At 63.0% G+C, this 23,373-nt stretch carries 22 protein-coding genes; 15 read left to right on the top strand and 7 right to left on the bottom strand.

Annotated features, from left to right (window positions below):
* Positions 1-4: 4 nt before the first annotated feature.
* Positions 5-820, bottom strand: coding sequence for an SDR family oxidoreductase (locus tag NKI16_RS06375; protein ID WP_023675346.1), 816 nt, complete (start codon positions 818-820; stop codon positions 5-7).
* Between the two features lie 506 nt (positions 821-1,326).
* Entirely contained in the window at positions 1,327-2,154 is an 828-nt protein-coding gene (locus NKI16_RS06380; protein WP_023675348.1) for a MurR/RpiR family transcriptional regulator, read from the bottom strand.
* A 145-nt stretch (positions 2,155-2,299) separates the two neighbouring features.
* Between NKI16_RS06380 and NKI16_RS06385 the strand changes: the two genes are divergently transcribed.
* From NKI16_RS06385 to NKI16_RS06455, 15 genes are all read left to right on the top strand, one after another.
* The gene (locus NKI16_RS06385; RefSeq protein ID WP_352588208.1) at positions 2,300-3,124 is read left to right on the top strand and encodes an N-formylglutamate amidohydrolase; all 825 of its coding nucleotides are present in this window, start codon (positions 2,300-2,302) and stop codon (positions 3,122-3,124) included.
* Between the two features lie 22 nt (positions 3,125-3,146).
* Positions 3,147-4,709, top strand: coding sequence for an amino acid permease (locus NKI16_RS06390; RefSeq protein ID WP_352588205.1), 1,563 nt, complete (start codon positions 3,147-3,149; stop codon positions 4,707-4,709).
* Between the two features lie 100 nt (positions 4,710-4,809).
* Positions 4,810-6,180 carry a glutamine synthetase family protein gene (locus tag NKI16_RS06395; RefSeq protein WP_352588202.1) on the top strand — a complete coding sequence of 457 codons (1,371 nt, stop codon included), beginning with the start codon at positions 4,810-4,812 and terminating at the stop codon, positions 6,178-6,180.
* A gap of 111 nt (positions 6,181-6,291) precedes the next feature.
* On the top strand, positions 6,292-6,687 hold the full coding sequence (locus NKI16_RS06400) for a helix-turn-helix domain-containing protein (RefSeq protein ID WP_352588199.1): 396 nt from the start codon (positions 6,292-6,294) through the stop codon (positions 6,685-6,687).
* Complete coding sequence (locus tag NKI16_RS06405; RefSeq protein WP_352588196.1) at positions 6,671-7,096, top strand: type II toxin-antitoxin system VapC family toxin; 426 nt, start codon at positions 6,671-6,673, stop codon at positions 7,094-7,096. The genes NKI16_RS06400 and NKI16_RS06405 overlap by 17 nt, the downstream gene beginning before the upstream one ends.
* Positions 7,059-8,495, top strand: coding sequence for an aldehyde dehydrogenase family protein (locus tag NKI16_RS06410; protein ID WP_352588193.1), 1,437 nt, complete (start codon positions 7,059-7,061; stop codon positions 8,493-8,495). Before NKI16_RS06405 ends, NKI16_RS06410 begins: the two co-directional genes overlap by 38 nt.
* 42 nt (positions 8,496-8,537) lie before the next feature.
* Positions 8,538-9,029 (top strand): DUF2569 domain-containing protein, encoded by a 492-nt coding sequence (locus NKI16_RS06415; protein ID WP_352588190.1) that lies wholly within the window; start codon positions 8,538-8,540, stop codon positions 9,027-9,029.
* A 38-nt stretch (positions 9,030-9,067) separates the two neighbouring features.
* On the top strand, positions 9,068-10,240 hold the full coding sequence (locus NKI16_RS06420) for an iron-containing alcohol dehydrogenase (RefSeq protein ID WP_352588187.1): 1,173 nt from the start codon (positions 9,068-9,070) through the stop codon (positions 10,238-10,240).
* Between the two features lie 241 nt (positions 10,241-10,481).
* Positions 10,482-11,588, top strand: a complete 1,107-nt coding sequence (locus tag NKI16_RS06425) for an ABC transporter substrate-binding protein (RefSeq protein WP_352620340.1) — start codon at positions 10,482-10,484, stop codon at positions 11,586-11,588.
* A gap of 64 nt (positions 11,589-11,652) precedes the next feature.
* Complete coding sequence (locus NKI16_RS06430; RefSeq protein WP_023675356.1) at positions 11,653-12,567, top strand: ABC transporter permease; 915 nt, start codon at positions 11,653-11,655, stop codon at positions 12,565-12,567.
* The gene (locus NKI16_RS06435; protein WP_023675357.1) at positions 12,564-13,355 is read left to right on the top strand and encodes an ABC transporter permease; all 792 of its coding nucleotides are present in this window, start codon (positions 12,564-12,566) and stop codon (positions 13,353-13,355) included. Before NKI16_RS06430 ends, NKI16_RS06435 begins: the two co-directional genes overlap by 4 nt.
* A 16-nt stretch (positions 13,356-13,371) precedes the next feature.
* The gene (locus tag NKI16_RS06440; protein WP_352620342.1) at positions 13,372-14,436 is read left to right on the top strand and encodes an ABC transporter ATP-binding protein; all 1,065 of its coding nucleotides are present in this window, start codon (positions 13,372-13,374) and stop codon (positions 14,434-14,436) included.
* A gap of 169 nt (positions 14,437-14,605) precedes the next feature.
* Entirely contained in the window at positions 14,606-16,156 is a 1,551-nt protein-coding gene (locus tag NKI16_RS06445; protein ID WP_352620344.1) for a cation:proton antiporter, read from the top strand.
* Positions 16,157-16,245: 89 nt separating this feature from the next.
* Complete coding sequence (locus tag NKI16_RS06450; RefSeq protein ID WP_352620346.1) at positions 16,246-17,160, top strand: endonuclease/exonuclease/phosphatase family protein; 915 nt, start codon at positions 16,246-16,248, stop codon at positions 17,158-17,160.
* Positions 17,161-17,167: 7 nt separating this feature from the next.
* Positions 17,168-18,013: an EamA family transporter gene (locus tag NKI16_RS06455; protein WP_352620348.1), complete on the top strand. Its 846-nt coding sequence runs from the start codon at positions 17,168-17,170 to the stop codon at positions 18,011-18,013.
* Here NKI16_RS06455 and NKI16_RS06460 read toward each other — a convergent pair whose 3' ends face one another.
* From NKI16_RS06460 to NKI16_RS06480, 5 genes are read right to left on the bottom strand one after another with little or no spacing between them, the layout of a single operon-like run.
* Positions 18,014-18,325, bottom strand: a complete 312-nt coding sequence (locus tag NKI16_RS06460) for a Dabb family protein (RefSeq protein ID WP_352448247.1) — start codon at positions 18,323-18,325, stop codon at positions 18,014-18,016.
* Between the two features lie 10 nt (positions 18,326-18,335).
* Positions 18,336-19,964, bottom strand: a complete 1,629-nt coding sequence (locus NKI16_RS06465) for a GMC family oxidoreductase (RefSeq protein WP_352620350.1) — start codon at positions 19,962-19,964, stop codon at positions 18,336-18,338.
* Between the two features lie 13 nt (positions 19,965-19,977).
* Positions 19,978-20,739 (bottom strand): 3-ketoacyl-ACP reductase, encoded by a 762-nt coding sequence (locus NKI16_RS06470; protein ID WP_352620352.1) that lies wholly within the window; start codon positions 20,737-20,739, stop codon positions 19,978-19,980.
* The gene (locus NKI16_RS06475) at positions 20,736-22,250 is read right to left on the bottom strand and encodes a GMC oxidoreductase (RefSeq protein WP_352922348.1); all 1,515 of its coding nucleotides are present in this window, start codon (positions 22,248-22,250) and stop codon (positions 20,736-20,738) included. The genes NKI16_RS06470 and NKI16_RS06475 overlap by 4 nt, the downstream gene beginning before the upstream one ends.
* A gap of 5 nt (positions 22,251-22,255) precedes the next feature.
* Positions 22,256-23,371, bottom strand: coding sequence for an ABC transporter ATP-binding protein (locus NKI16_RS06480; RefSeq protein ID WP_023675366.1), 1,116 nt, complete (start codon positions 23,369-23,371; stop codon positions 22,256-22,258).
* Positions 23,372-23,373 lie beyond the last annotated feature (2 nt).

Below are 23,373 nucleotides of genomic sequence, written 5' to 3' on the forward strand. Positions count from 1 at the left end.
CGTCTCATTCCTTGAACAATGTCAGCCCGTGTTGCACCGACTGCCCGCCATCGATCGGCAGGATGGCGCCGGTGACATAGCTGCCGGCCCGGCTGCACAAATAGAGCGTTGCGCCGGCAATGTCATCCGGTGCGCCGATGCGGCCGATCGGAACGTGGTTGCCGATATGTCTTGCCTGGTCCTCGGTGCCGGTGGCGAAGGCCGTCATCCGGCTCTGGAAAGGGCCAGGCGCAAAGGCGTTGACGGTGATGCGGCGGGCGGCGAACTCGATTGCCAGGATGCGCGTCAGGTGGTGAACCGCGGCCTTCGAGGCCGAGTAGGAGTAGGCATCTTCGGCCAAAGGCTGCGTGCCCATCACCGATCCGAGGTTGATCACCCGGGCCGGGTCGGCATCGCTGGCGGCGGCCTCGAGCAGAGGCAGCAATTCGCGCGTCAGGTGGAAGACCGAGGTGACGTTGACGCCGAACACCTTGGCCCAGGCATGGTAGGGAAAGCTTTCCAGCGGCGCGCCCCAGGAGATGCCGGCATTGTTGACCAGGATATGCAGCCGCTCGGTCCGCGCCCTGACCTCGGCCACAAGCGCCGCAATGCCGGCCTCGCTGGAGACGTCGCCGGCAAAACCTTCCGCCCGGCCGGATGCGCCAAGGCCGTTCAACTCGCCCGCTACCCTGACGCAATCCTCGCTCTTGCGCGAGGCGATCATCACCGCGGCGCCGGCCATGACCAGAGCGGTCGCCGCCATGCGGCCGATGCCGGTCGCGGCGCCGGTGACCAGCGCCGTCTTGCCGGCGACTGAGAACAGCTCGTCCAGATAGCTCATCGAATTCCTCCGTGCAGTTCACCGCGCTTTGGTTCAGGAAGCGGCTTCGCGTCGACAAGGCTAGCCGAACTTCGATCATGCTTGCCATGGGTAAAGTAGCTGGGGTGGGGCACGCTTTAGCGGCTGAATGGTTAAGCCCGAAATGCAAGGTGGTCATTCGGCCGTGACATGGGTCGGATGAATGATGCGGCCGTGCCCGTTAGCGAGCACCTTGGTAAGCTGTTCATTTCGCGCGTGAACCAGTCGTCGTTACTCCTCCGCCCCAGCCGCAGGCGGGTCTTGAGGAGTTGGGAGGTGGCCGAGCAGTGGGGCGGGACTGACATTCGTATTCGTGGACGGGGACTATGCTTTCGGGGGGAAAGCCATGGGTAAGAAACAACGCACCGTCCTGCTGGCAGCGGTTTTTGCGACTGTCTTTGGCGTCTTTTTGCTGATCCTGATCCTGCAGATGATCAGTTTTTTAGAGGACTAGACCGAAGCGAAACGCGTCCCTTTCCGGAGGGGCTCTACCGCAGGCTTTCCAGCTCGCGGATGCGTTTGGCGCCGTCGGCCTCGAGCTGCCTTGTGACGGCGCCGATCAGCGCTTCGGCAACGACGAAAAGGGCGGCGGATGAGTCCCAGGCCGAAGGCACGGCGGTGCGCCCGGCGATGACGTGGCGGGCGAAGCGGGCGATCGGCGACAGCCACTGGTCGGTAAACAGCACGATCTGCACGCCACGCTGGTTGGCCGTCTCGGCAAAGCGGACCAGGCTGTCCTGGTAGCGCCTGATGTCGAAGATCACCAGCACGTCGCGCTTACCCATGTCGATCAGTCGGTCGCGCCAGACGCTTTCCTGCCCGCCGAGGTGAAAAACGTTGGGCTGGATGATGGCGAGGTGGGCGGCCATGTAGCGCGCCAGCGGGTCGGTGAAGCGGCCACCGATCAGGAATGTCTTGCCGCGCCGGTCGGCAAGCTTGGCGACGATGTCGGCAAGCTGTTTGTCCGAGAGATGCCGGAAGGTCTCGCGCATGTTGTCGAGGGTCGCCTCCAGCATCGGCGACACGGCGCTGCTGCCCGGCGATGGCGGATTGAGCGTGCGCGAGGCCGGCGACTGCAATTGCGCCGCCAGCTCGTCTTGCAGCGTCGACTGGAATTCCGGATAGTTCTGGAAGCCGAGCCGGGCGACGAAACGCAGGATCGTGGGCGATGATACGCCGGCCGTAGCCGAGAATTCGGCGACCGTCTTCAGCCCGATCAGCGGATAGCTGGCGATCAGCGCTTGCGCTGCGCGCCGCTCGCCTGCCGGCATGGTGCCGATGCGGTCGGAGATCAGTTCGGCAATGCTGGAAACCATGTTTTTCCCCACCCTGGCCGTGCCGTTAGCGCATTATCGAAATCGCGTTTGACAAAGCCGGCCAAACTGTATGAAATCATCCGCAGGGACGCAATGAGGCAAAATACGTAACATACGATACAGCGCTCCCCGGGGACAGCAGACAATGGAGACAGCACGGCCCGCCAGCCTTGCATCGCCTGAAACCGTAAGGGTGACGAACCCCGGCGGATCGAGCCCCTTCGTGCTGACCTGCGACCACGCCTCAAATTTCCTGCCACCGGAATTCGGAACGCTCGGCCTTGCCGCCGAGGATCTTTCCCGCCACATCGCCTGGGATCCCGGCGCCTTGCCGGTGGCGCGCCGCATGGCCGAGGCGCTCGATGCGACGCTGGTCGAGACCTGCATCTCGCGGCTCGTCATCGACTGCAACCGCCCGCTCGACGCGCCGGACCTGATAGTGACGGTCAGCGCCAGCGAAAAAACCGTGGTCCCGGCCAACCAGGGACTTTCGGCCGACCAGCGGGAGGCGCGCATCGCGCTGGCGTGGCGACCGTTTCACGAGCGGATCGCAACGATCGTAGACGAGCGCCTGGCGGCCGGGCGGGAGACCAGGCTGGTCTCGATCCATTCCTTCACGCCGCTCTACAAAGGCAAAAGCCGGCCCTGGCACATCGGCATCATCCATGACGAGGACCGCCGGCTGGCGGCGCCGCTGATCGCGGCGCTGAAGCGGCTCGCCGGCGTCACCGTCGGCGTCAACGAACCCTATTCGCCGGCCGACCGGGTCTATTTCACGCTGGAACGCCATGCGCGCTCGCGCGGGCTGCCTTGCGCGATGATCGAAATCCGCAACGACGAGATCTCCGGCGCGGCCGGGCAGCGGAAATGGGCGGATCTGCTCACCGGCATTTTTCTCAATCTGGAGCCCGAGGCGGCCAATGGCCCCAGACCAAGCGCAGTCGGAAAGTCAGTTCAATCGGCCAGCTAAGAAACCAAAAGGGGACTTCAAAATGGTAGCACCGGGTTACAGTGAAGTTGATAAGAAGGAGGACCTGAAAGTTCTCCATGGAATGGGCTATGCTCAGGAACTTTCTCGAAGCATGAGCCGCTTCTCGAATTTCGCGATCTCGTTCTCGATCATCTGCATTCTCTCAGGCGGCATCAATTCCTTCGCGCAAGCGACATCGTCCATTGGTGGCGCGGGCGCTGGTATCGGCTGGATCGTCGGCTGCATGGTTTCGGGACTTTTCGCGCTCGCCATGGCCCAGATCGCCTCTGCATTTCCGACCGCGGGCGGCCTCTATCACTGGGCATCTATTCTGGGGAACCGTTTCACTGGCTGGCTGACCGCATGGCTCAACCTGCTCGGCCTGATCACCGTGCTCGGTGCGATCAACATCGGCACGGCTTTCTTTTTCGTCGGCACTTTCGGCGCAGCCTTCGGCATGACCGGCACGCCTGGTGAGATCGTCGGGTTTGTCGCCTTCATCACGGTGTTGCAGGCGCTGCTCAATCATTTCGGCATCAGGTTGACGGCTATGCTGACGGACGCCTCCGGCTTCCTGATCCTGGCAACGACAGCCGTGCTGATCGTCGCTTGCCTGGTGTTTGCGCCAGCGATCGACATCACGCGGCTGTGGACGTTCACGAACTATTCGGGCGATGCGGGGGGCGGTGTTTTCCCGCAGTCCGATTCCATGACGTATCTCTTCCTGCTCTGCCTGCTGCTGCCGGTTTACACCATCACTGGCTATGACGCGTCGGCGCATACTTCGGAAGAAACGTTGAGGGCGGCCCACTCGGTTCCGCGGGCAATCGTTTCGTCCGTACTCTGGTCGTCGCTGATCGGCTGGGTGATGCTGTGCGCGATCGTACTGGCGATTCCGGATCTGGCGGCCGGCGCCAAGCAGGGCTGGGGCGTGTTCTTCGCCACGATGGACGCAATCTTGCCGGCGTGGCTGAAGACACTGCTCTATCTGGGCATTCTGATCGCGCAGTTCCTCTGCGGTCTGGCAACGGTCACCTCTGCCTCGCGCATGCTTTTCGCCTTTTCGCGTGACGGCGGCATGCCGGTCGGCTCGGCCTCGCTAGCCAAGGTCAGCCCGACCTGGCGCACGCCGGTCAATGCGATTTGGACGGCTGCTGTGCTCGAGGTCATCTATGTCTTTCTTGCCCAGTTCATCTCGGTCGGCGGCACGAACATCTATACCATCGTCGTCAATTCGACATTGGTGTTCCTGTTTCTGTCCTTCATTATTCCGATCGTGCTCGGCATGATGGCTTTCGGAACGGAGAAATGGCCGAACCCCGGCCCATGGAATCTCGGCGCCGGCCTGTTCAAGCTGTTTTGCATCCTGTCGGTCATCGGCATGGCGATCATCTTCTACATCGCCATCCAGCCGCCGAACGACAAAGTGCTCTATATCACCCTGGGCTTCATTGTGCTGACCGCGGTGCTTTGGTTCGGTTTCGAGAACCGCCGCTTCCAGGGTCCGCCCATCGGCGACCAGATCGCAAAGCGCCAGGCGGCGATCAAGGCAGCCGAGATAGCCGTCGGCGAAGCCGGCGCCTGACGCTCTCTGATGACCATGGCCGGCATCGTGCCGGCCATGGATTTCCGTTTCCTTTTCAAAGTGACAAGCCCGAAACGACAAGCGCTGGAGTGCCAAAGGAATGGCCGGAAATTTCTCGTTCGATCAGTTGAAGCAAGCGGTCTCCAGCGGCGAGGTCGACACGGTGCTGGCCTGCATCGTCGATATGCAGGGCCGGCTCGCGGGAAAGCGGTTCCTGGCCCGTTATTTCGTCGATTCCGCGCATGACGAGACGCATGGCTGCAACTATCTCTTGGCGGCAGACATCGATATGGAACCGGTGCCCGGCTACAAGGCGGCGAGCTGGTCGAAGGGTTATGGCGATTTCGTCATGAAGCCGGACCTTGCGACGCTGCGGCTCGTTCCGTGGCTGGAGAAGACGGCGCTGGTGATCTGCGACGTGCTCGACCACCATACCCATGACGACCTGGCGCATTCGCCGCGCGCCATGCTGAAGAAGCAGGTCAAGCGGCTGCAGGATCGCGGCTATATCGGCTATTTCGCTTCCGAGCTCGAATTCTATCTGTTCAGCGAAACCTACGATTCCGCCCGCAAGAAGCACTGGCAGGGCCTCGAGACGGCATCGCCCTACATCGGCGACTACCAGATCGGCATCACCACCAAGGAAGAAGGCGTCATGCGCCGGCTGCGCAACGAGATGGAGGCGGCCGGCATCCCGATCGAGAATTCGAAGGGCGAGTGGGGGCCAGGCCAGGAAGAGATCAATGTCCGCTACGCCGAGGCGCTCGACATGGCCGACCGCCACGTCATCCTGAAGAACGGCGCCAAGGAAATCGCCGAGTCCGAAGGCAAGGCGATCTCGTTCATGGCCAAGTACAATTACGGGCTCGCCGGCAATTCCAGCCACATCCATAATTCGCTGTGGAGCGCCGACGGCAAGACGCCGTTGTTCTACGACAAAAATGCCGAGTGGACGCTGTCGACACTCGGCCAGCAATGGGCGGCCGGCCAGCTCAAATATGCCAAGGAATTCACCTGGTTCCTGGCGCCCTACATCAATTCCTACAAGCGCTTCCAGGCCGGCACCTTTGCGCCGACCAAGATCATGTGGAGCGAGGACAACCGCACCGCCGGCTTCCGTCTTTGCGGCGAGGGCACCAAGGGCATCCGCATGGAATGCCGCATCGGCGGCGCCGATTTGAACCCCTATCTGGCTTTCGCCGCGCTGATCGCGGCCGGGCTTGCCGGCATCGATGAAAAGCTTGAACTGCAGAAGCCCTTCGTCGGTGATGCCTACCAGGCCTCGCAGCTGCCTGAAATTCCAAAGACATTGCGCGACGCCACCGCGACGCTGGCGGAATCGAAAATGCTGAGGCAGGCGCTCGGCGACGATGTGCTGGAACATTACGTCCACACGGCACACTGGGAACAGTTGGAGTACGACCGCCGGATTACGGACTGGGAACTGCACAGGGGGTTCGAGCGGTATTGACGGCGTTGCGCTTTACGCAATATTGTTGCGGTTATCGCACCAGCAACACGCAGGAGGCAGCGTTTGCCCAAAGGTAGAGCCCATGTCGACAAGGCGTGGTTCATGAGTCGAATGAACGAGCGCAAGCTCACGGTACGCAGCATGGCCGGCCGCATGAACATACACTACAGCGCCTTGTCGCGGACACTGAACGGTGAGCGGCGTATGCAGGTCGACGAGATACGCAAGATTGCTGAAATTCTCGACCGGCAGGAAAGCGAGATATTGGTGCACCTGGGAAGTTCCAATGATGCGGCGAAGCCACCGGAGCCTGATCGCCGGTCTGGTTTCAAGGAGGGGCAAGTGGATTTCGTGGACGACATGAACGGCAACAAGGAAGAGTACATCGTGCCGCCTCGGGGTGCCGATCCGTTGTTTGGATGCATGGCCGGGACGCTCACCCTGCTTCCGGACGTCGACTATACCGCGCCCGCCGATCCGGATTGGGGCAATGTCTATGACGAGTGAGGGGGTTCTGCTCGACACATGCTTCATGCTGTGGCTGTCAACGGAGCAGCCGGTCACGAGGGCTGCGGTCGAGAAGGTGACCAGCGCACGCAAAAATGGCAGCGTGATCGCCGTTTCCGTGATGTCCGCCTGGGAAATCGGCATGCTTGTAGCCAAGGGCCGGTTGCCATTCATCAAGTCACCGCTCGCATGGTTCGAACGGTTCGTGCAGACCGGGGCAGCGAGCGTCGAGGGGATCGACAGTGAGCTTTTGGTCGAGTCTTCGTTCCTGCCCGGCGTCGTTCACAACGATCCAACGGATCGGATCATCATAGCCACGGCGCGCTCGAAAGACCTCGAGATCATCACCCGCGATCGCGCAATCCTTGCCTATGGCGCGGCCGGCTTCGTCAAAACAGTGCCTTGTTGATTTGGAGACCTCCTTGGAAACCGTGAAGATAAAATCCCCCGTCGACGGTTCGATCTATGCCGAACGGCCTCTTGCCACCGACCAGGCGATCGGTGCCGCGGTCGAACGTGCCAAGGCGGCGCAGGAGAAGTGGGCTGAGACGCCGGTCGTCGAGCGCGGCAAATACATGCTTGCCATGCTGGAAGCGCTGGTCGCCATGACCGACGAGATCGTGCCGGAGATCGCCTGGCAGATGGGCCGGCCGGTGCGCTATGGCGGCGAGTTCGGCGGCGTCAGGGAACGCGTCAGCTACATGGTCGAGATCGCCGAGGCGGCCCTGAAGCCGGTCATGGCCTCCAATCCGAAGGACGGCTTTCGCCGCTATGTGAAGAAGGTGCCACTCGGCGTGGTCATGGTGATCGCGCCGTGGAACTATCCCTATCTCACCGCCGTCAACACCATCGTCCCGGCGCTGATGGCGGGCAGCGCCGTCATCCTCAAGCATGCGGCACAGACATTGTTGGTCGGCGAACGGTTTCAGCAGGCGTTTGATAAGGCCGGCCTGCCCAAGGGCCTGTTCCAGAACCTCGTCCTGAACCACGCGCAGACTGAAAGGCTGCTCGGCTCCGGCAAGATCGACCATGTCAACTTCACCGGCTCGGTCGCCGGCGGCCGCGCCATCGAAAAGGCGGCGGCGGGCACCTTCATGACGCTCGGCCTCGAACTCGGCGGCAAGGATCCGGCCTATGTGCTGCCGGACGCAAAGATGGACCATGCCGTTGCCAATCTGGTCGACGGCGCCTTCTACAATTCCGGCCAGTGCTGCTGCGGCATCGAACGCGTCTATGTCCACGAGAAGGTCTACGATGAATTCGTCGAGGGCTTCATTGCCGAGACCAGGAATTACGTCGTCGGCAATCCGCTCGACCAGGCGACCACCATGGGGCCGATGGCGCAGGCGCGCTTCGCCGACCTGATCCGCGAGCAGAAGGCCGAGGCGTTGCGCAAGGGCGCCAGGGCACACATCAATATGAAGGTGGCCAACGACAGGCAAGGTTCCCCCTATCTGGCGCCGGAAGTGCTGACCCAGGTCGACCACCAGATGAGCGTCATGCGCGAGGAAAGCTTTGGCCCGATCGTCGGCATCATGAAGGTGCGCAACGACGAGGAAGCGATCGCGCTGATGAACGACAGCCCCTATGGGCTGACGGCCTCGATCTGGACGCGCGACACCGGCCATGCGGCGGCGATCGGCGATCGCGTCGAGACCGGCACCGTGTTCATGAACCGCTGCGACTATCTCGACCCGGCGCTGGTCTGGACCGGCGTCAAGGACACCGGCAAGGGCGCGGCACTGTCGGCCATCGGCTACGACAATCTGACCAGGCCGAAATCATACCATCTGCGCGAGGTGATCTAAGGTGGCGATCGACAAGCATGCGATCGCTGTTGAGGGGGAGTAATGGCGGATACACAACAATCGGCGCTGCCAGATCGTGAGGGTCCCGAGAGTATCGGCGGATGGCTTGTCCTGCCGATGCTCGGGTTGATGCTCACGCCGATACTGGGGTTGGTACAACTGCACAATTCCGACTATCTCGGCATGTTACAGAACTGGCAGGCCTACAGTTTGTCCCAAGGTGTGCTGATTCTTGCCGAATTGGTGATATCCGGCATACTAAACCTTACGGCCCCGGCCCTAATATTGTTCTTCATGTTCAAGCGCTGGCAGATATTCCCCGGCTGGTACATGATTTGGGCATTCGCGATGCCGGTATATGCCGTTCTCGATCCATGGGCTGTGCATCTGGCTTTTCCCACCGTCGTTCCAGAATTGGCCGATGCGTACGACGCAGACACCGTGGGCGGAATTTCGCGCTCGATATGGGCCGCAGTCATCTGGGTTCCGTACATGATGCGGTCGGAACGTGTGGCCAACACCTTTGTGAACTAATGACATCCAAGAGCACGAAAGCAGTCAAGAAGGTCGAAATGACAAAACTCGTTTCCAAATGGAATTACCCGACGACCGTCCGCTTCGGCGCCGGACGCATCAAGGAGCTGCCGGAGGTGCTGGCGGCGACCGGCATCAAGCGGCCGCTGTTCGTCACCGATCCGGGACTGGCCAGACTGCCGGTGGTGGCCTCGACGCTGAAGATCCTCGACGACGCCAAGGTGCCGTATGGCGTATTTTCCGAGGTCAAGCCGAACCCGGTGGATTCCAACCTGACCGCCGGCATTGCCGTGTTCAAGAAGGGCAAGCATGACGGCGTCATTGCCTTTGGCGGCGGCTCGGCGCTCGATCTCGGCAAGCTCATCGCCTTCCAGGCCGGGCAGACACGGCCGGTCTGGGATTTCGAGGACGTCGGCGACTGGTGGACACGCGCCGATGCCGATGCGATCGCGCCGATCATCGCCGTGCCGACCACGGCCGGCACCGGCTCGGAAGTCGGCCGCGCCGGCGTCATCACCAATGAAGCGACCCATACCAAGAAGGTCATCTTCCATCCAAAGCTTTTGCCGGCGATCGTCATTGCCGATCCGGAGCTGTCGGTCGGCATGCCGGGCTTCATCACAGCCGGCACCGGCATGGATGCGCTTGCCCATTGCCTCGAAGCCTATTGCGCGCCGGGCTATCACCCGATGGCCGACGGCATCGCCGTGGAAGGCATCAGGCTGGTCTTCGAAAACCTGCCGAAAGCCTATGCCAACGGCAAGGATCTGGTCGCCCGCGCCAACATGATGAGCGCCGCTGCCATGGGAGCGGCCGCCTTCCAGAAAGGGCTTGGAGCGATTCATTCGCTGTCGCATCCGATCGGCGCGCTCTACGACACCCACCATGGCATGACCAACGCCGTGTTCATGCCCTATGTGCTGGCCTTCAACCGAGAGGCGATCGAGCCGCGCATAGCCCGGCTCGCCGCCTATTGCGGCATCAAGGGCGGCTTCGACGGTTTTGCCAAGGCTGTTGTCAAGCTGCGCAAGGAGCTCAAGGTGCCGCACGCGCTGCCCGGCCTGATCAAGGGCCTCGACATGGACAAGAAGCGCAAGGGCCTGATCGCCGACATGGCGGTGGTCGACCCGACCGCCGGCGGCAACCCCGTCAAGCTGACCAAAAAGGCGGCGCTGACGCTGCTCGAAAACGCCATCGCCGGCACCGTCTGAGACAATTTTCGCATCGGAAATCGACTTGGGAAAGAGGCAAAGGAAAGGGGGAAAGATGAAAGGCAAGATCGAAACTAGTTAGCCGGAAAAAGAATCGCGAGGCGATTGCTACAGCCGGTTAAAAAGAGTTTACTTTTTCATACTGCGGGGCATCGCTTTCACAAAGTTTTCATCTGGCTGTCACACGAAAACGATACCGCATCGCAGGCGTCCAACGGCGTCAGTTCAACGGAGAGAACACATGTTCAAATTCACGGGAAAACTGCTTTCCCTTTCGGCCGTCGCCCTGATGGCGACCTCTGCCATCTCGTCGGCCCAGTCCATGGATGAACTGGTCGCCGCAGCCAAAGCTGAAGGCCAGCTCACCACCATCGCGCTGCCCCATGACTGGTGCGGCTACGGCGCGGTCATCGACGGCTTCAAGGCGAAATATCCGGAAATCACAATCAACGAACTCAACCCGGATGCCGGCTCCGGCGACGAGGTCGAGGCGATCAAGGCCAACAAGGACAACAAGGGCCCGCAGGCGCCCGACGTTATCGACGTCGGCCTGAGCTTCGGTCCGACCGCAAAGAAGGATGGCCTGATCCAGGCTTATAAAGTATCAACCTGGGACTCGATCCCGGACAGCGCCAAAGATGCCGATGGCTTCTGGACCGGCGACTATTACGGCGTGCTTTCGTTCCTGGTGAACAAGGACCTGGTCAAGGAAGCGCCGGCCGACTGGGCCGACCTGCTGAAGCCGGAATTCGCCAATACCGTGGCGCTCGCCGGTGACCCGCGCGCTTCGAACCAGGCCATCCAGGCCGTCTATGCCGCCGGCCTTTCCGGCGGTGCGGCTGCCGGCGAAGCCGCCGGCACGGCTGGTCTCGACTTCTTCAAGAAGCTCAACGCCGCCGGCAATTTCGTGCCGGTCATCGGCAAGCCCGCGACGCTTGCCCAAGGCCAGACGCCAATCCTGGTGACCTGGGATTATAACGCGCTTGCCGGCCGTGATACGCTGAAGGGCAATCCGCCGGTCGACGTCGTCGTGCCGAAGACCGGTGTCGTCGCCGGCGTCTATGTTCAGGCGATTAGTGCCTACGCGCCGCACCCGAATGCTGCCAAGCTATGGCTGGAATATCTCTATTCCGACGAAGGCCAGATCGGCTGGCTGAAGGGCTATTGTCACCCGATCCGCTTCAACGACCTCGCCAAGAATGGCAAGCTCCCGGCTGATGTGATGGCCAAGCTGCCGCCGGCCGAGTCCTATGCAGCCGCGGTGTTCCCGACGCTCGACGAGCAGGGCAAGGCCAAGGAAGCCATCACCAAGAACTGGGATGCCGTCGTCGGCGCCAACGTCAAGTAAGACTTGAGATCAGCCGGGCGGCTTAGATCGCCGCCCGGCATACCTCCAGGACGGTAGCCGGCGCATGACCGATATCTCGTTGTCCGATCACGCTGTTGCCGGGAAGACCGCGCCTCCTGCCGACGCCCGCAGCATGAGGCTGCCGACGCAATGGCTTGGCGTTGCGCCTTTCTTCATCTTCGCCATCATGTTCCTGATCCTGCCCACGCTCTATCTGATGCTTGGCGCATTCCGGAACGATGCCGGCGAATTCACTTTCGAAAACATAGCGGCCTTGGCGCAGCCGTCGATCGTTGCCGCCTACTGGATCTCAATCAAGGTCAGCCTCGCCTCGTCGCTGATCGGTGCTTTCGCGGGGCTTGCCATTGCCATCGCCATCGTCCGCGGCGGGCTGCCGGAGTGGATACGCTCGGCGACACTGACCTTTTCCGGCGTGGCCTCCAATTTTGCCGGCGTGCCGCTGGCCTTCGCCTTTCTCGCGACGCTCGGCCGGCTCGGGCTCGCCACGGTGCTGCTCAACGTCTTGGTCGGCTTCAACATTTATGCCCATGGTTTCAACATCCTGTCGTTCTGGGGCCTGACGCTGACCTATGTCTATTTCCAGATCCCGCTGATGGTGGTGATCATCGTGCCGGCGATCGATGGGCTGAAGAAGGAATGGGGCGAAGCGGCGGCAACGCTTGGCGCGACCCAGGCGCAGTTCTGGCGCATGGTCGTCATTCCGGTGATCTGGCCAAGTTTCCTCGGCACCGTCATCCTCCTGTTCGCCAACGCCTTCGGTGCCATCGCCACCGCTTACGCTCTGACCGGCTCCTCGCTTAACATCGTCCCTATCCTGCTCTACGCGCAGATCCGCGGTGACGTGCTGCACAATGCCCATCTCGGCTACGCCATCGCCTTCGGCATGATCGTCATCACCGGGCTGGCCAATGTCTTCTACATCTGGTTCCGGACGCGCTCTGAGAGGTGGCTCAAATGAAGTCCGGCAGATTCTGGGCCTGGATCGTCTTCGCGCTGGGCGCGGCCTATTTCTTCATTCCGCTGATCGCGACCGTGGAATTCTCCATGCGCATGCGGCGCGGCGCGTATTCCTTCGATGCCTATCAGGTCGTGCTCGGCGATCCCCGCTTCCAGGCGACCTTCATCTATTCGGTGGTCGCCGCTATCTTCACCATCGTCCTTGGCGTGCTGGTGGTGGTGCCGGCGGCGTACTGGATTCGTCTGCGGCTGCCGCAGCTCAGGCCCGTCGTCGAGTTCATCACGCTGCTGCCGCTGGTCATTCCGGCCATCGTTATCGTCTTCGGCTACATCAGAATGTACGGGTCGAACTCACCGCTGCCGTTCCTGGCCAGCGAGACGGGAGCCAATGCCTTGCTGGTCATCGGTTATGCGACACTGGCGCTGCCCTATATGTATCGCGCCGTCGACACCGGGCTTCGCACAATCGACGTGCGGACACTGACTGAGGCGGCGCAGATCCTCGGCGCCGGCTGGGGCACGATCATCACTCGGGTCATCCTGCCCAACGTGCTGATCGCGGTGCTGTCGGGCGCCTTCCTGACCTTCGCCATCGTCATTGGTGAATTCACCATGGCCAGCCTGCTCAACCGGCCTGCTTTCGGACCCTATCTGCAGAACGTCGGCGCCAACCGCGCCTACGAGCCGGCGGCGCTTGCCATCATCGCCTTCGCCATCACCTGGGGCTGCATGTCGCTGATCCAGATCCTGTCGCGTTTCGCGCCGCGATCGGCGAACCGTCCGAACTGACCCGAAGGAAAAAGCCATGACCGAGCCCTTCCTCTCAATCCAGCATGTGCGGAAATCCTTCGGCCCCATCACCGTGGTGCAGGATTTCAACCTCGACGTCGAGCCGGGCGAATTCGTCTCCTTCCTTGGCCCGTCGGGCTGCGGCAAGACGACGGTGCTGCGCATGGTCGCCGGTTTCGAAGAGCCATCCGCCGGCAAGATCGTCGTGGCCGGCAAGGACATCACCCGGCTCAAGCCCAACCAGCGCAATGTCGGCATGGTGTTCCAGGCCTATGCGCTGTTTCCGAACCTCACCGTGGCGCAGAATATCGGCTTCGGGCTGAAGGTCGCCGGCGTGCCGAAGGCCGATGCCGACAGGCGCGTTGCCGAGATGCTCGACATCATCAAGCTGCCGCAGATGGGCGACCGCTATCCCTATCAGCTCTCCGGCGGTCAGCAGCAGCGCATCGCGCTGGCGCGGGCGATTGCGCCGAAGCCGAAACTGCTGCTGCTCGACGAGCCGCTGTCGGCGCTCGACGCCAAGGTGCGCGTGTCACTGCGCGAGGAAATCCGCTCGATCCAGAAGAAGCTCGGCATCACCACCATCTTCGTCACCCACGACCAGGAAGAGGCGCTGTCGATCTCCGACCGTATCGCCGTCATGTATGGCGGCAAGGCCGAGCAGGTCGGCACGCCGTTCGAGATCTACAACCGGCCGGCAACCAAATTCGTCGCCAATTTCGTCGGCACGCTGAACGTGCTCGAAGGCACGGTCACCGACGCCGCTTCGGGCAAGGTGCGCGTCAACTCGCAAGAGGTCTCGCTCAAGGGCAAGCTCAACGGCTCGAAATCCGGCGACACGCTGTCGCTGGCGTTGCGGCCCGAGGCGATCTCGCTCGGCCGACACCCCGGCCGCGATTCCAGCCTTTCGGGCGAAATCGCCGAGGTGCATTTCCTCGGCTCGGTCATCCGGGTGCGCGTCGGTATCGGCGGCAGCACGGTTTCGCTCGACACGTTCAACAGCCCGGCCACACCGCCGCCGGCCGTCGGCGAAAAGGCCGAGATTTCGTTCTCGTCGGGCGACATGCTGGTGCTGCATTAGGAGAAGAGTGAATGGTGAATAGTGAATAGTGAATAGTAAGAATGCGCTTTACGCGCCGAAATTCCTCTGCAAGCAACCATTCACCATTCACCATTCACCATTCACGAGCAACCAAAGCCGTCGCCGTTTTTGCAGTGCCAATCGCCCGGCTTCACCGCTACGATAAGGCATGGCGCTTTTTGAACTCACCCTTGTCCTGCTTCTCATCGCGGTCGCCCTGACCGCGCTGTCGCGGCGTCTGCAGATTCCCTATCCGTCATTGCTGGCGCTGGCCGGCGCCGGCATCGCCTTCCTGCCGTTTGCCCCGACCATCGAGATCGACCCAGAGCTGGCGCTCGCTCTGTTCATCGCGCCGGTTCTGCTCGACGCGGCCTATGACACGTCGCTGCGCGATCTCAACCGCTACAAGGTTTCGCTCATCCTGCTGGCGCTTGGCGCCGTCATCTTCACCACCGTGACGGTCGCGCTGGTCGGCTGGACGATGGCAGGCCTGCCCATTGCCGCGGCCATAGCGCTCGGCGCGATCGTAGCGCCGCCCGATGCTGTGGCGGCGGCGGCCGTGCTCGGACAGTTCAAGGTGCCGCACCGCATCACCGCCATCCTGGAAGGCGAGAGCCTTCTCAACGACGCCACGGCGCTGCTGATCTACAGGATGTCGGTTTCCGCAGCCGCCGGCTCCATCCTGTTGAGCAGTGCCGTTCCAATGATCCTGCTGTCGACGGTCGGCAGCCTTGCCGCAGGCTACGTGCTCGGCCGGTTGTCTCTCGCCATACTCGGCCGCATCGACGACCCGGCGAGCGGCACCGTGGTGCAATTCGCCTCAACCTTCGGCGTCTGGATCCTGGCCGACAGGATAGGGCTTTCCGCCATCATCACGATCGTCGTCTATGCCATGACGATCGCACGTACATCGCCGCGCCGCATGCCGGCAAGGAATCGTGTGAGCTCCTACTCGGTCTGGGAGACGGCGGTGTTCGTGCTCAACGTGCTGGCCTTCGTTCTGATGGGCCTGCAAGCGCGGTCCATCGTCGGCCGACTTGCCGAGCAAGGACAAAGCGAGGCGTTCGTCTTTGCCCTGGCTGTGCTGGCCGTCGTCATCGTATCGCGGCTCGTCTGGGTTCTGGGCTGCGGCGCGATCCTCAGAGCGCTGGCACGTCTGGGCGACGAGGACAGGCGGAAGGACGCGCCGACATTTCGCGGCGGCGTGCTTATCGGCTGGTGCGGCATGCGCGGCCTGGTGACGCTTGCGGCAGCCTTTGCCTTGCCGGCCGACTTTCCGGGCCGTGATCCGATCGTGCTCGCCGCTTTCACGGTCGTGCTCGGCACATTGGTGCTGCAAGGCGTCAGCCTGAAACCGTTGCTGCTTCTGCTCAATCTCGACCTCGACCGGACGGTCGACCGGGAGGTGGCGCAGGCGCGCGTCGCCATCATGCAGGCGGCGCTGGACGTGCTCAGCGGCAAGACATCCAGCGCGGCCGGGGCGGTGCGAGAGCAATATGCCGCCCAGCGCGCCATCGCCGAAAACCCGGAGGATGCCCAGGCTGCGACCGAGTATGACAGATTGCGTCTTTACGCCATCAAGAGCCAGCGCGATGCGCTGGAGCGTTTGCGCATCGACGGAACGATCGGCGACGAAGCCTACCACCGCCTTGAGGAAGAAATCGACTGGTCGGAACTGGCAGCATCCCCGCCCGGTCGGTTCCAGCCGCTGACCACTTAGCATCTGGCCCAAGCTCCCTCCGCCCGGCTGCACATTGCAAGGCTGTCAGCGAACGGCTACTGCCAGCAGGAAACTGAGCCGGATAAGCAATGAGGCTGGTCAGCTATAACATCCAGTACGGCTTCGGCAGCGATGGCCGCTACGACCTGGCGCGTTGTGCCAAGGTCGTGGCCGGCGCCGATATCGTCGCCTTGCAGGAGGTGGAACGGCACTGGTTGCGCAGCAACGAGGACGACCAGCGGGAACTTCTTTCGCAACTGCTGCCCGACTATCATTGGGTCTACGGGCCGGCCTTCGACATGGATGCCAGCCACCGGCGTGAAGGCCGCATCGTCAACCGGCGGCGGCAATTCGGCACCATGGTTCTGTCGAAGCTTCCGATCGTCTGGTCGCGGCTGCATACGCTGCCGCTCAGGCGCACGCTGCGGCCGCTCAACACCCGCAATGCCGCACTCGAATGCATGATCCGCACCCCTGCCGGTCCGGTGCGGGTGCTGTCGTTGCATCTGGCGCATATCGCGGCCGAGGAGCGGCTGGAGCAGATCGACTATTTGCTCGCCGAGCATCGCCGCGCGCCGTCCGAGGGCGGCCCATGGAGCGGCGCCGACGACGAGCCGGCGCGCAACTGGAGCAATGGCGAACAGGAGCCAGAAAACCCCGTAGCGGCGATCTGGTTGGGCGACTTCAACATGGAGCCGGATAGCGCCGAGTACCGGCGCATTGTCGGCAGCGCGCCCTATCATCGCGGTGCCGCCTATCTCGACGGTTTTGTCGATGCCGCCGCCGTCGCAATGGAACCGACAGCGGATTTCCACACCCATGTGAAGACTATCGATGGCAGGCTGGCAAAGCGCCGGCTCGACCATTGCTTCGTCGGCGGCATGTTTGCCGGGCGCGTGCGCTCGGTCAGCGCCGATATCGGCCAAATCGCTTCCGACCATTTTCCGCTCTGGGTCGATATCGACCTGGAGACGCCGATCGTAATCGGGACGGGCGGCGGATGAACCGCCGATGAGCCTGTTTGTCTTTTTCGCGGTGCTCGCCGCCGCTTCCATGCATGCGATCTGGAACGCGCTGGTCAAGGTCCATCTCGACCGTTTCCTGTCGATCACACTGATGACGCTCGGCATGGGTGCCGCTGCGCTGGTGACGTTGCCTTTCGTCGAGGTGCCGAAGCCGGAAGTGTGGCCATACATCCTCGCCTCGGTTGTCTTCCACATGGGCTACAGGACGTTCCTGATCGGCGCCTACAAGGCCGGCGATTTCGCCCAGACCTATCCGCTGGCGCGCGGCACCGCGCCATTGCTGGCCGCTTTGGGGGGCGTTGTGGTGGTTGCCGAGATGCCGACGCCGCTCGCCATTCTCGGCATCCTCTTGTTGTGCGCGGGCACGCTGGTGCTGTCGTTTCGCGGCGGCGCGCATCTGGAGAAATTGAACCTGCGCGCCGTCGGCTTCGCGCTGGGCACATCGATCTTCATCGCCAGCTACACGCTGTCGGACGGCAGCGGCGCGCGGCTGGCCGCCACCGCGTCGAGTTATGCCGCCTGGCTGTTCGTCTGCGATGCGCTGTGGGCGCTGGTGCTATGCGTCGTCTTTCGCGGCCCACAGGCGCTGCCGGTGCTGGCGCGCGACTGGAAGGCCGGAATCTATACCGGCGTGCTCAGCGGCGGCGCCTACTGGATCGTGATGTGGGCGATGACCAAGGCGCCGATCGCCTCGGTGGCGTCGCTGCGCGAAACATCGATCCTGTTCGCCATGATGATCTCGGTGTTCGCGCTGGGCGAGAAGATGACGGCATGGCGAGGTGCCGCGGTGCTTAGCATCGTTGCCGGCGTCGTTGCGCTGAGAATGGGATAGTCACGCGATCTCCAGATCAAACACCATCAGCCCGTCGGTGCCGCCTTCGAGCGCCGCGACCAGTTTTGCGCCGGCTCGCTGATGCGCTTCATGCTCCAGATAGGCATCGCGTGCCGCAGCGTCGCGAAAGTCGATGGTGAAGCCGTGCGTGAAGCCGCGGGCGAAGGGTTCCGGGCTGGTATTGGCGCTGAATTCGACCTTGCCCATGCCGTCGATCACCGCCCGCAACGCTTCGAGATCGGCATGGATTGCCGCGCGCTCGGCGTCGGCGACATCGTTGCGAAATCTGACGAAGACACAGTGCCTGATCATTCTTTGTCCCTCATGCCGCTCGGTTGGTGGAAAACACCGCCGGCGGCAGCGGCTCGCGACCAAGGATCAGATCGGCGCCCTTTTCACCAACCATGATCGTCGGGGCGTTGGTGTTGGAGGAGGGGATGCGCGGCATCACCGAGGCGTCGCAGACGCGCAGGCCCTCGATACCGCGCAGCTTGAGATCGGGCGTCACCACGCTCATTGCATCGTAGCCCATGCGGCAGGTGCCGACCGGGTGGTGGTCGGTCTTGGAACTGCGGCAGGCGTAGTCGAACAGCTCGTCGCCGCTCTGCAGGTCGGGTCCCGGCAATACCTCGCGCAGCACATAGGGCTGCAGCGCCTTCTGCCGCATGATCTCGCGCGCCAGCCTCAGCCCCTTGATCGACATGTCGCGGTCATAGGGATCGGACCAATAGTTCGGATCAATCAGCGGGCGGTCGGCTGGGTCGGCACTGTTCAGCCGCACGGTGCCGCGCGAGCGCGGGCGCAGGAAGGCCGAGTTCAATGTCACGCCCGGATTGTTCAGCTTCTCGACGCCGGCCTCGATGCCGGAGCCGAGGCCGAGATGCAGCTGGATGTCGGGAGAGGCGGCGGTCGGATCGGCGTACCAGAAGCCGCCGGTCTCGAACAGGCTGGAGGCTACCGGGCCTTTCTTCAGGAGCAGATACTGCAGGCCGGCCCAAGCCGTCCAGTGCAGCTTGGCGTAGTTGTCGTAGGTGTGATCGCCGGTGCATTCGGCGATGACGAACAGGTCGAGATGATCCTGCAGGTTGGAGCCGACGCCGGGCAGATCGTGCACCGGTGTCACGCCGACCACCTTCAGATGGTCGGCCGGGCCGATGCCCGACTGCATCAGAAGCTTCGGCGAGCCGATAGCGCCGGACGAGACGATCACCTCGCGCTCGGCGCGCAGGATCGTTGGCTGGCCGCTCGGCCTGTCGACGATCTCGACGCCGACGGCGCGGCCCTTGTCGACGACGATGCGTGTCACCAGAACGCCGGTCCTGACGGTGAGATTCTTTCGCTCGCGGATCGGCCGGAGATAGGCGACAGAGGCGGAGGAGCGCTTCGCGTCCTTCTGCGTCAGCTGATAGTAACCGACGCCCTCCTGGGCTACCCCGTTGAAGTCGGGATTGAAGGGGATGCCCATCTCCTGTCCGGCACGGAAATAGGCCTCGCAGATCGGCAGCGGCGCGATCGGGTTCGACACGCCGAGCGGGCCTTGGTCGCCGTGGAAATCGTTGGCATAACGCTGGTTGTTCTCCGCGCGCTTGAAATAGGGCAGCACGTCGCGATAGCCCCAGCCGGCAAGGCCTTCTTCCTTCTCCCAGGCGTCGTAGTCGCGGGCGTTGCCGCGCGTGTAGATCTGGGCGTTGATCGAAGAGCCGCCACCGATCACCTTGGCCTGCGTGTATCGGAAGACACGGTCCTGCATGTGCTTTTGCGGCACCGTCGACCAGCCCCAGGCGGCGATGCCCTTGGTCATCTTGGCGAAACCGGCCGGCATGTGGATCAGCGGATGCCAGTCCTTGCCGCCGGCTTCGAGCAGCAGCACCTGATGCGACGGATCTTCGCTCAGCCGGTTGGCGAGTACGCAGCCGGCCGGGCCGGCGCCGACGATGATGTAGTCGGTCATGGCGTCACCCTGTTCATAGCCTCGGCACCGACAGCGCGCCGTCGACATTGATGACCGAGCCGGTCGAAAAGCCGAACGTGCCGCCGGCGAGCGCCGCCACGGCGGCACCGATATCTTCGCCCTCGCCCCAGCGCATCGCCGGCACCAGCCCGCCGTCGATCAGCGCGTCATATTTGGCGGTGACACCCGCGGTCATGTCGGTGCGGATGATGCCCGGCCGCACCTCGAACACGGCGATGTTTTCGGTGGCAAGCCGCAGCGCCAGGTTCTTCACCCACATCGAAAGCCCGGCCTTGGAAATGCAGTAATCGGCCCGTTCCGGCGAGGCCATGGCGGCGCTGACCGAAGTGATGGTGATGATCGATCTCGCACCATCGCTTGGCAGGCCGAGCATTGCTTTGGCGACGGCCTGGCTGAGGAATACGGTGCCGCGCAGATTAATGCCGAGCACCCGGTCGAAATTTTCGGGCTTGATCTCGAGCAGATCGCCGCGCAGGACGGCGCCGATGCCGGCATTGTTGACCAGGCAGTCGATGCGGCCGAAGGCGCTTGTCGCGGCATCAATCAGCGCTGCGTGGCCGTCGAGGTCGGCGATGTCGCTGCTGGCATAGGCGAATTTCGCGCCGCGCCCGGTGATGTCGGCGGCGAGCCCGTCGGCGGCTTCGTCGGCAAGGTCTGAGAGGAGGATGTCGAAGCCTGCGTCGGCCAGCGCCTCGGCGCAAGCAAGGCCGATCCCGCGCGCGCCGCCGGTGACGATCGCTGCCGGGCGGCTCATGTTGCAAGCTCCGTCTTGCGGATGTGGTCGGCGACGCGCAGCGCCTGTGCGGCGATCGACAGCGCCGGATTGACGGCGGCCGAATTCGGCAGGAAGCCGGCATCGACGACGAACAAATTGCTGTGGTCGAAGGAGCGGCAGAACGGGTCGAGCGGCGAGGTCGCCGGATCGTTGCCCATCTTCACCGTGCCGCATTGGTGGGAGGGCGTGCGCTTGTCAAACGGCCGCGACAGGACGATCGGATAGCCGCAGGCGCGGAAATTCTCGCGCATCACCTTGGTCAGTCCGTCGAGCGACTGCATGTTGGAGCGCCGCCACTGCATGACGATGTCCTTGCCGTCGACCATGATGCGGCTCTTGGGATAGGGCAGGTCCTCGCACATCAGATACCAGTCGACGGCGTGGCCGGCCATGAAATCGAGCGCGAATTTGGGCGCGCGCCTGACATTGGCCTTGAGGATGTTGCCGTCGATCTTGCCGAGGAGCTGGACATTGCCGAGCGGCTTGCCGCCCTTGCCGTCGGACAGATAATAATCGTTCAGCATCAGCGTCTTCTGGTAGACGGATTTGTTCCGGCGGCGTGGATCGATCGCCAGCATGGCGCTCGAATTGTGATTCATGAAGTTGCGGCCGACCTGGTCGGAGCGGTTGGCCAGGCCTTTGCCACCGCCTCTGCCCTGAGGGGTGGGCGAGCGCAGCAGGATGGCGGCGGAATTGACTGCGCCGGCCGATAGGATGACCAGCTTCGGCGCGACTTTCTTCAGCGTACCGTTCTGTCGATAATGGACGGCGATGATCGTCCTCGCATCCGGCGATGCCTCGAGATATTCGACATGGGCGCCGGTCTCGAGCTTGATCTTCTGGTCGGCAAGGGCGGCGGCCAGCGGTCCCGTTTGGGCGTCGACCTTGCCGGTCCCGGTGTTGGGAAACGCGTCCCACGGCGTGCTGCCGTCTTTCAGCCAGGCTTCGATGTCGACGCCGAGCGGCAGCGATGCCGGGTGCAGGCCGAGGCTCCTGAGCTCGGCGCGGGCGCGCGCGATCGGCGGCTCGTCGGGTACCGGCCCGAAAGGGTAGGGCATCGAGTGGAACGGCTCGGTCGGGTCTTCACCCAGCGCACCGCGCACGCGGAAAAGCTGCTCGGCCCTGGAATACCAGGGCTCGAATTCCTCGTAGGAAAACGGCCAGGCCGGCGAGACGCCGCCATAATGCTCCATCTCCGAAAAGTCTTGCCTACGGTAGCGGATCAGCACCGCGCCGTAGAATTTCGAATTGCCGCCGACATAGTAGTAATTGCCCGGGTTGAAAGGCGCTCCGCCGGCCTCGAGCCACATCTCCTTCGGCCGATAATGGCCGTCGACGAAGATCGCGCGGGTGTCGCGTGTGTGCGACGTTGCTGGCAGTGGATCGCCGCGCTCCAGCATCAGGATCGAGGCGCCACCGCCGGCAAGGCCGGAGGCGATCGTGGCGCCGCCTATGCCGGAGCCGATGATGACGATGTCGGGATTTGTCATGGCGGTCAGACGATGCGTTTCTCGGTCGCCGGATCGAAGAACACCGCCTTGGTCAGGTTGAAGGCGAGCGGCGTGACCGTGCCGGGCTGGATTTTGGCATCGGCGCGCAGCCGCGCCACCACCGCCTTGCCGCCGAGATTGGTGACCGCGAACGTATCCGAGCCGGCCGGCTCGATGACCTCGATGTGACAGTCGGCGCGGGCGATGTTCGAGGCATTGCGTTCGGCACCCTCGGGATCGGTCAGTGCTTCCGGGCGAACGCCGAAGATGATCGGTTTTCCCTGGAATGCCGACAGGCCGGCCGGCGCATTGCCCAGCGGCAGCGAGATCGGCTGGCGCGCCTCGCGCTCCATGACGACGGAGAAGCCGCTGCCGTTGCTGCCGATCGTCGCCGGGATCAGGTTCATCGCCGGCGAGCCCATGAAGTCGGCAACAAACAGGTTGACCGGATTGTTATAGATTTCGGCTGGCGTGCCGAACTGCTGCACCTCGCCGTCGCGCATCACCGCGATCTTGGTGGCCAGCGTCATCGCCTCGATCTGGTCGTGGGTGACGTAGACGATGGTGGTGCCGGTGGTGGCGTGCAGGCGCTTGATCTCGATGCGCATGTCGACACGCAGCTTGGCATCGAGATTGGACAAAGGCTCGTCGAACAGGAACAGCTTTGGATCGCGCACCAGCGCCCGGCCCATGGCGACGCGCTGGCGCTGGCCGCCGGAGAGCTGGCTTGGCTTGCGCTTCAGCAAATGGCCGATCTGCAGGACCTTCGCCACCTTGTCGATCGCCTTCTGGCGCTCGCCGGCCGGCACGCCGCGCATCTCCATGCCGAAGGCGATATTGCCGGCAACCGTCATGTTCGGATAGAGCGCGTAGCTCTGGAAGACCATGGCGATGTCGCGCTTGGAGGGGTGGAGATCGTTGATCGTGCGTCCGTCGACGCGGATTTCCCCTTCGGTGATGGTTTCCAGGCCGGCAATAGTGTTGAGCAGCGTGGACTTGCCGCAACCGGAAGGCCCGACCAGCACGAGGAAGCCGCCCTTTTCCAGGTCGAGGTCGATGCCTTTCAGGATCTCGACCGCTCCGAAACGCTTCTTCAGCCCGTCAATTTCCAGAAAAGCCATGC

Origin of the sequence: Mesorhizobium sp. M0698 (assembly GCF_040320455.1) — a bacterium.
In the GTDB taxonomy this organism is placed as follows: Bacteria; Pseudomonadota; Alphaproteobacteria; order Rhizobiales; family Rhizobiaceae; genus Mesorhizobium.